At 71.3% G+C, this 7,104-nt stretch carries 8 protein-coding genes; 4 read left to right on the plus strand and 4 right to left on the minus strand.

Annotated features, from left to right (window positions below):
- On the minus strand, positions 1-472 hold a 472-nt coding region (locus VN520_RS20335), incomplete at its 3' end, for a GntR family transcriptional regulator (protein WP_325748359.1).
- A 150-nt stretch (positions 473-622) separates the two neighbouring features.
- Here VN520_RS20335 and VN520_RS20340 point away from each other — a divergent pair.
- Both VN520_RS20340 and VN520_RS20345 read left to right on the plus strand, forming a co-directional pair.
- Positions 623-1,471, plus strand: a complete 849-nt coding sequence (locus VN520_RS20340) for a (2Fe-2S)-binding protein (RefSeq protein ID WP_325748360.1) — start codon at positions 623-625, stop codon at positions 1,469-1,471.
- 204 nt (positions 1,472-1,675) lie between these two features.
- Positions 1,676-2,761: a DUF2637 domain-containing protein gene (locus VN520_RS20345; RefSeq protein WP_325748361.1), complete on the plus strand. Its 1,086-nt coding sequence runs from the start codon at positions 1,676-1,678 to the stop codon at positions 2,759-2,761.
- A 35-nt stretch (positions 2,762-2,796) separates the two neighbouring features.
- Here VN520_RS20345 and VN520_RS20350 read toward each other — a convergent pair whose 3' ends face one another.
- Entirely contained in the window at positions 2,797-3,207 is a 411-nt protein-coding gene (locus tag VN520_RS20350; protein WP_325748362.1) for an ATP-binding protein, read from the minus strand.
- A 252-nt stretch (positions 3,208-3,459) separates the two neighbouring features.
- Between VN520_RS20350 and VN520_RS20355 the strand changes: the two genes are divergently transcribed.
- Both VN520_RS20355 and VN520_RS20360 read left to right on the plus strand, forming a co-directional pair.
- Positions 3,460-3,858 (plus strand): ribonuclease domain-containing protein, encoded by a 399-nt coding sequence (locus VN520_RS20355; RefSeq protein WP_325748363.1) that lies wholly within the window; start codon positions 3,460-3,462, stop codon positions 3,856-3,858.
- Positions 3,859-3,955: 97 nt separating this feature from the next.
- Entirely contained in the window at positions 3,956-4,345 is a 390-nt protein-coding gene (locus VN520_RS20360) for a barstar family protein (protein WP_325748364.1), read from the plus strand.
- A gap of 14 nt (positions 4,346-4,359) precedes the next feature.
- Here the strand turns inward: VN520_RS20360 and VN520_RS20365 are convergent, their stop codons facing one another.
- Both VN520_RS20365 and VN520_RS20370 read right to left on the minus strand, forming a co-directional pair.
- Positions 4,360-6,102, minus strand: a complete 1,743-nt coding sequence (locus tag VN520_RS20365) for a pyruvate dehydrogenase (RefSeq protein ID WP_325748365.1) — start codon at positions 6,100-6,102, stop codon at positions 4,360-4,362.
- Positions 6,103-6,162: 60 nt separating this feature from the next.
- The coding region (locus VN520_RS20370) for a protein phosphatase 2C domain-containing protein (RefSeq protein WP_325748366.1) at positions 6,163-7,104 on the minus strand (942 nt) is incomplete at its 5' end.

Here is a 7,104-nt window from a genome sequence, read left to right on the forward strand (position 1 = left end):
CCGCGACCGTGGCGTCGGCCAGCGGGCGCAGCGCGCACCAGCCGGCCGCGGGGACGGTGCGGGCGAGCCGCAGCATGACGGGGACCTCGATCAGGGCGCGTACCTCGGCGAGCTCCGCCAGTTCACGGGGGCCCCGCTCGCTGACCCGGAAGCCCCGGTTCGGCACGACTTCCACGGCGCCTTCGGCGGCCAGCTGCTGCATCGCCTCGCGCACCGGCGTCGCGGAGACGCCGAAGCGGGCGCCGAGCGCCGGGGCGCTGTAGACCTCCCCGGGGACCAGTTCGCCGTCCACGAGCGCGGCGCGCAGGGCGTCCAGGATCTGGCCGCGCACGGAGTGCCGCTGGACCACGCGGGGGGCGGGCGGTTCGCTGTGGGTGTGTTCGCCGCGCGCCTGTTCGGGCACGCGGACGCCCGGCGGGGTGCCCGCGGACGCGTACGGCCGTACGTCCTCACGCCCTCTGCCCTGCTCCACCGGAACCTCCGACCTCCTCCGACTGGCGGGCCGGCTCGCGCGCGCCGGACCCCTTGTGCACGATAGGCGGAGCGGACCTCAGTTCAAACACCGATCCCTTCGGGTAAGGTAAGGCTTACCTGCAAAAGATCGTGAATCGGTGGTCCCCGCATGACCGTGCCCGCTCTGCTCGCCGCCACCGCCCCGTCCCCGCTGACGGCGGCGTACACACGTCTGGCCGAGGTCTTTCCCGGGCTGCGCGCCGAGGTGCTCGCCGATGACGTCGCGACGCCTTCGGGCGGCGGATGGGTCGGCGCCGCCGAGCTGGCGGCGGGCGGCGCCGCGCTGGACGAGTTCCTGGCGTGGGACGAGGCGCAGGTGCTGCGGGACTACGGCACCCGGGCCCGGCCCGACGTGGTGGCGAGCTTCGGACTGCACCGCTACGCCTGGCCGGCCTGCCTCCTGGTGACCCTGCCGTGGTTCACGCACCGCCGGGTGCCGAGGATTCCCGTCGAGGACGTCGCCTTCCACCGGGGCCTGGGCCGTCTGACCCTCCGCGTGAGCGAGTTCGCCTGCCTGCCCGACGATCCGGCGGCCGGGCTGCCCGGCGCCCGGGTCGTCCCCGACGAGCCGGCGCTGCGGGCCGAGGTCCTCGATTCCGTCGCACAGCACATCGGCCCGGTGCTGGACGGCTTCCGGCCGCGCATGCGGCGCGGGAAGCGGGCCCTGTGGGGCATGGCGACCGACGAGGTCGTCGAGGGCCTCTGGTACGTCGCCCATCTGCTCGGTGAGGAGGACCGCGCGATGAGGGAGCTGGAACTGCTGCTGCCGGGCACCACCGAGCCGTACGTCGGCACGGCCGGCTTCCGTGAACTGACCGGGCCCGACGGTGAATCGCTGCCGACACGCGACCGCGCGAGCTGCTGCCTGTTCTACACCCTTCGCCCGGAGGACACGTGCGTCACCTGCCCGCGCACCTGTGACGCCGAACGCGTGCGGAAGCTGACACCTGCCCCCTGAGCCCCGCGGTCGCTCACACCACCCGGACGGGCGACTCATATCCGAACGCAATTCAGCTTTCACGCGCGGATATTCGAAGATATTCCGTCCAACGATGCGTCCAGTCACCCCTATGGCGTTCACTTGCCCCGAAACCCCCTGAACGCAGCGGTATTTCCGTCACGATGGCGCCCGAAACGCCCTACGTGACGCAAGGGACCGCGCATGAGACTGACCGATATATCGCTTGACTGGCTGCTTCCGGGCGCCGTGCTGCTCGTGGGGGTCATGGCGGCGGTGACGGTGGTCGCGCGCGGCAGGCGCGCCGCCGAGAAGACCGCGGCCGACGACAGCTGGGAACGCGGCGAGGAGCGCCGCAGGCGCAAGGAGACGCTCTACGCCACCGCCTCGTACGTCCTGCTGTTCTGCTGTGCCGCGGTCGCCGCCGCCCTCTCCTTCCACGGACTCGTCGGCTTCGGCCGGCAAAACCTCAGCCTCTCCGGGGGCTGGGAGTACCTCGTGCCGTTCGGCCTCGACGGGGCCGCGATGTTCTGCTCGGTGCTCGCCGTGCGCGAGGCCAGCCACGGGGACGCCGCGCTGGGCTCCCGGCTGCTGGTGTGGACGTTCGCCGGGGCGGCGGCCTGGTTCAACTGGGTGCACGCGCCGCGCGGCATCGACCACGCGGGTGCCCCGCACTTCTTCGCGGGGATGTCGCTGTCGGCGGCCGTCCTGTTCGACCGCGCGCTGAAGCAGACCCGTCGCGCGGCGCTGCGCGAGCAGGGCCTGGTGCCCCGCCCGCTGCCGCAGATCCGGATCGTGCGGTGGCTGCGCGCCCCCAGGGAGACCTTCGGCGCTTGGTCGCTGATGCTCCTCGAAGGCGTACGCACCCTGGACGAGGCCGTGGACGAGGTGCGCGAGGACCGCCGGGAGAGGGCGCAGGACCGGCACCGCAGGAGGGACCAGGTGAAGCTGGACCGGGCCCGCATCAAGGCCCTGAACCGGCAGAACCGGGCCTGGGGGCGCGGCGGCCGGGCCGGCGGGCAGGTGGACGTGCAGGCCATCGCCCCGGCACCGGGCGGCGGCCCGCCGGCTGTCGCGGAGCCTGCCATAACGGAGCCGGGACAACTGCCGCTGCGCCCCCGGCCGTCCCTGCAAGCCGTGAACGGCTCCCGTTCCAGGAGCACGTCGGCACAGGAACCGAATGGTGACCCCGCGCCCGTCGACCTCACTGCCGAGGACGACACCCAGGCCCTGCCCCGGCTCGATTCGCTGGAACAGAAACTCAAGGACCTGGAGCAGCAGTTCGGCTGAACAGCAGTTCGGCTGAACAGCGGTTCCGCCGAGCGTCAGGACGTCCCGGCGTTCAGCTCGAACCAGACCACCTTGCCCAGCGCCTGCATCGTGACTCCCCAGGAGTCCGCCAGGCTCTGGACGAGGAGCAGTCCCCTGCCGTGCGTACCGTCGTCGGCGTTCGGTACGTACGGCGCGGGCTCCTGTCCGGTCACGAAGTCACGCACCTCCACCCGCACCCGTGCGGGTGCGGAGGTCACGGTGACCACGGCGCCGTTCCTCGTGTGGATGAGGGCGTTCGTCACCAGCTCGCTGAGCAGGAGCTCCGCCACCTCGGTCTCCTCGGGACGCCGGCGATGACGCAGGAAATCCCGCAGCGCCGCTCGTATCTCCCCCACGCCCGACAGATCGGCGTGACCGAGTCTGCGGTGCAGCCGCGTCGGCGCACCTTTCTGTCGCTTCGTCATGTCCCCCGCACGCACGCTGAATCGGCCTCCCTGGATTCCGTTTCGTCATGTCATGTCTCGAACGCCTTCACGGGATGCATGCCCCACAGCGGGGCCGCCACGCGTCTCCAGGCGTCAACATATGAACGAGCGGTCGCACGACCCGGCGCGGACGGCCGGCGCGTCACGTTTTCGTACTCACGGTCAACTCCCGGAAAATTCACTTGTGCTGGCGTTGACGAAGAGGGATCTACGCGCGTCATCATGGTGGGCATGCGAATCCCCCCACGGATCACCACGCTCGGCGGCATCGCCGCCCTCCTGTCCGTCCTCTTCGTCGGCGGGCCGGTCACCGCATCGGCCGCGACGGCTCCCACCACCGCCGCGGTCGGCAGCGTCTGCCACTCGGCGCTGCCCTCCCAGGCCCACGACACGCTCGGCCTCATCGAGGCCGGCGGCCCGTTCCCGTACGAGCAGGACGGCACCGTCTTCCAGAACCGGGAAGCCCTGCTGCCGAGCCGGACCACCGGTTACTACCATGAGTACACGGTCATCACGCCCGGGTCCTCGGACCGCGGCGCCCGCCGGATCGTGACGGGTGAGGAGGCCGAGGAGGACTACTACACCGCGGACCACTACGAGTCCTTCGACCTGGTCGACCACGACTGCTGACCCGCGTTCCCACGGTCCGGTCCGCGCCGCAGTCCCCCACCTGCGGCGCGGGCCCTCGGACCGGGACCGGGAAAGACCCCGCTTGTACCCTCCACGCATGACCGTGACCTATGTGATCGACGGCTCCCGTATCACCGGCCTGGACAGCTTCTTCGACGCGATCGGTGAGGCGGTGAACGGCCCCGGCGGCTATTTCGGCCGCAGCCTCGACGCCTTGGCGGACTGTCTCGGCGGTGGTTTCGGCACCCCGGAGGACGGCTCCTTCGTCATCGAGTGGCGCGACCACGCCTCCTCGGCCCGCGCACTGGGTCATGAGGAGACCGCCCGTCGGCTGGAGCGTCTGCTCCCCCGGGTGCACCCCACCAACCGTGCGCGTGTCGAACGGGAACTGGCCGAGGCCCGGGCAGGCCGTGGGCCGACGCTCTTCGGCCGACTGGTCGAGATCATCACGGACCGGACCGGCCCCGGGACGCTACGGCTGATGTGAACCCGTGGCCCCGTTCAGGGCCGCGGCACGTTGCGGAGGTTGGAGCGGGCCATCTGGAGCATCCTGCCGACCCCGCCGTCCAGGACGATCTTGCTGGCGGAGAGCGCGAAGCCGGTGACCATGTCGGCGCTGATCTTCGGCGGGATGGAGAGGGCGTTCGGGTCGGTGACCACATCGACGAGCGCGGGCCCCTTGTGCTTGAAGGCGTCCTTGAGCGCGCCCTCCAGCTGCTTGGGCTTCTCCACCCGCACCCCGTGGGCCCCCGCCGCCCGTGCGATCGCCGCGAAGTCCGGGTTCTTGTTGGCCGTACCGAACGAGGGCAGTCCAGCCACCAGCATCTCCAGCTCGACCATGCCGAGCGAGGAGTTGTTGAACAGGACGACCTTCACCGGCAGGTCGTACTGGACGAGCGTGAGGAAGTCACCCATCAGCATGGTGAATCCGCCGTCGCCGGACATCGACACGACCTGCCGGTTCCGGTCGGTGAACTGGGCTCCGATCGCCTGCGGCAGAGCGTTCGCCATCGAGCCGTGGCTGAACGAACCGATCACCCTGCGCCTGCCGTTGGGCGTGAGGTAGCGGGCCGCCCATACGTTGCACATACCGGTGTCGACCGTGAACACGGCGTCGTCGTCGGCGAGTTCGTCGAGCACCGAGGCGACGTACTCGGGGTGGATCGGGACGTGCTTCTCCACCTTGCGGGTGTACGCCCTGACGACACCCTCCAGCGCGTCGGCGTGCTTCTTCAGCATCCGGTCGAGGAACTTGCGGTCGGTCTTGGCCTTCACGCGAGGAGTCAGGGCACGCAGCGTCTCGCGCACATCGCCCCAGACCGCCAGATCGAGCTTGGACCGTCTGCCCAGGTGCTCGGGGCGCACATCGACCTGGACGATCTTCACGTCGGTGGGGAGGAACGCGTTGTACGGGAAGTCGGTGCCCAGCAGGATCAGCAGGTCGCATTCGTGGGTGGCCTCGTAGGCGGCGCCGTAACCGAGCAGCCCGCTCATGCCCACGTCGTACGGGTTGTCGTACTGGATCCATTCCTTGCCGCGCAGCGCGTGGCCGACCGGGGCCTTCACCCGCTCGGCGAGCTCCATGACCTCGGCGTGCGCGCCCGCCGTTCCACTACCGCAGAACAACGTCACCCGTTCGGCCTTGTCGATCATCCGGCAGAGCTTGTCGATCTCCTCGTCACCGGGCTTCACCGAGGGCCGCGAGGTGACCAGGGCGTGCTCGACCGTCTTCTCGGGGGCCGGCTGTCCGGCGATGTCACCGGGCATCGAGACGACGCTGACGCCGCCGCGGCCGATCGCGTGCTGGATGGCCGTCTGGAGCAGCCGCGGCATCTGCTGCGGGTTGGAGATCATCTCGTTGTAGTGGCTGCACTCCTGGAAGAGCAGCTCCGGGTGGGTCTCCTGGAAGTAGCCGAGACCGATCTCGCTCGACGGGATGTGCGAGGCGAGGGCGAGCACCGGGGCCATGGAGCGGTGGGCGTCGTAGAGCCCGTTGATGAGGTGGAGGTTGCCCGGCCCGCACGACCCGGCGCAGGCGGCGAGGGAGCCGGTGACCTGGGCCTCGGCACCGGCCGCGAAGGCGGCGGTCTCCTCGTGCCTGACCTGGACCCACTCGATGGCGGCGTTACGCCGGATGGCGTCGACCACGGGATTGAGGCTGTCGCCGACGACGCCGTACAGCCGCTTGACCCCCGCCCGCACGAGGATGTCGACGAACTGTTCCGACACGTTCTGCTTGGCCATGGGTGCGCACCCTCTCTGCCTCCGGCTGTCCGTGACTCCATCAACCCATGGTGGGCCCGGTTACGCCTCCCAGACCGCGGCCCCCGTACGGTCGTCGGTGTACCCCTCGATCCTGAGCTGGATGTCGGCCAGGTAGGCGGGCAGGCCGGGCGGGCCGCCGGCGGACCAGCGCCGCGCGAGCTCCCCGGCCAGCGCCGGCTCCCCGCGCATCGCTTCGGCCAGGCCGTTCCCGCAGAGCATCAGGGTGTCCCCGGGCCGGGCGACGGAGGCCCGGAAGCGGAAGGGCTCCGCGGGCGGCGGCGGATGCCCGGCGTACGGGGGCGGAGGCGTGGTGATCTGCAGATCCATCGTCAGCCGGTCCCCGCCGGGGCCCTGCTCGCTCATCGCGCCGCCGGTCGCGGGCCGCTCGGGGTCGAGGTCCTGCCAGGCTCCGTCCCGCAGGCGGAAGAGACCGCCCGGCCCGATGCCGAAGAAGACCCGGGTGCGGCATCCGGGGTCGGCGGACAGCAGCAGACAGCGCAGGCCGGTGCTGTACGCGGACGGTTCGAGGCCGAGCTCGGCGGCACGGGCGCGCAGCTTGCCGTAGGTGCGGTCGGTGAGGCGGTGCAGACCCGACCTGAGGTCTCGCCTGCGTCCTGCCCTTATGTCGTCGCAGAGCCGTTCATGACTGCGGGCGACGGCTCCGCCGATCCAGCGACAGGCCTCGGCGGCGGGCCGGGCCGGGCCCGCACCGGGCAGCCCGCCGGCCACCGCGACCAGGACCAGGGCGCCGTCCCCGTCACCGAAGCGTGCGGTGAGCAGGGCGTCGCGGCGGGGCTCGCCGCAGGCACGCGCCGAGTCCCCGCGCACGGAGGCGGCCCGCAGGGTGTACGCCCCGTAGCGGGCGCCGTCCAGGACGGTGTCGGGCACCGGGTCCCCGAGGTCGCCGGGGCCGGACGCGGGCAGTGCGGCGGGCTCGGCTTCGCGGGCAGGGGGGCGGTCCCCGAGGTGGCCGACGACAGG

The organism is Streptomyces sp., assembly GCF_035563135.1.
Classification (GTDB): domain Bacteria; phylum Actinomycetota; class Actinomycetes; order Streptomycetales; family Streptomycetaceae; genus Streptomyces.

Bases quoted from the DNA above. Each gene is read 5' to 3' on its own strand.
- VN520_RS20350 (WP_325748362.1), bottom strand. From the start codon at position 3,207: ATGACGAAGCGACAGAAAGGTGCGCCGACGCGGCTGCACCGCAGACTC.
- VN520_RS20365 (WP_325748365.1), bottom strand. From the start codon at position 6,102: ATGGCCAAGCAGAACGTGTCGGAACAGTTCGTCGACATCCTCGTGCGG.
- VN520_RS20355 (WP_325748363.1), top strand. From the start codon at position 3,460: ATGCGAATCCCCCCACGGATCACCACGCTCGGCGGCATCGCCGCCCTC.
- VN520_RS20340 (WP_325748360.1), top strand. From the start codon at position 623: ATGACCGTGCCCGCTCTGCTCGCCGCCACCGCCCCGTCCCCGCTGACG.
- VN520_RS20345 (WP_325748361.1), top strand. From the start codon at position 1,676: ATGAGACTGACCGATATATCGCTTGACTGGCTGCTTCCGGGCGCCGTG.
- VN520_RS20360 (WP_325748364.1), top strand. From the start codon at position 3,956: ATGACCGTGACCTATGTGATCGACGGCTCCCGTATCACCGGCCTGGAC.